The 418-nt window shown below is 63.4% G+C and carries 1 protein-coding gene; it reads left to right on the top strand.

The genetic code is table 11. The features are described 5' to 3' along the window. Positions 1-163: 163 nt before the first annotated feature. Positions 164-418: DUF736 family protein (locus EOA38_RS38760; RefSeq protein WP_127301700.1), on the top strand; the 255-nt coding region annotated here is incomplete at its 3' end.

The following is a 418-nucleotide window of genomic DNA, read 5'->3' as shown; positions in this document are numbered from 1 at the left end:
CCCCTGCGGCTTCGCCGCATTCCTCGCGGGACAACAAGCTCGGCTTCCGCCGTCCTCCGCTCCGCTGCGGCCCAGTGGATGCAGTCGGCCGGACCGTCGTCTCACGACCGCTATCGAGGCCGCACAGGGCGGCTTCGGACAAACAAGTCAGGAGCACACGAACATGGCTACTATCGGCAACTTCCAGCTAAATTTAGCCGGCGAAGAATACAATGGCGAGATCGTCACGCTTTCCCTCCAGGCCAAGAAGGTCCGGATCGTCCCCGATAGGCGCGCCAGCGGCGAAAACGCACCCAGCCACCGCGTGCTCGTTGGTCGAGTCGAGTTCGGTGCCGGTTGGTCCAAAAAGTCCAACGAGGGCCGCGCCTATCTGGGCCTCAAGCTCGACGATCCGAGCTTCACCGCCCCAATCTACGCC

Origin of the sequence: Mesorhizobium sp. M1E.F.Ca.ET.041.01.1.1 (genome assembly GCF_003997355.1) — a bacterium.
Lineage (GTDB): Bacteria > Pseudomonadota > Alphaproteobacteria > Rhizobiales > Rhizobiaceae > Mesorhizobium.
The sequence above is the reverse complement of the archived record's forward strand: the minus strand, read 5'-3'. Positions and strand labels throughout refer to the sequence as shown.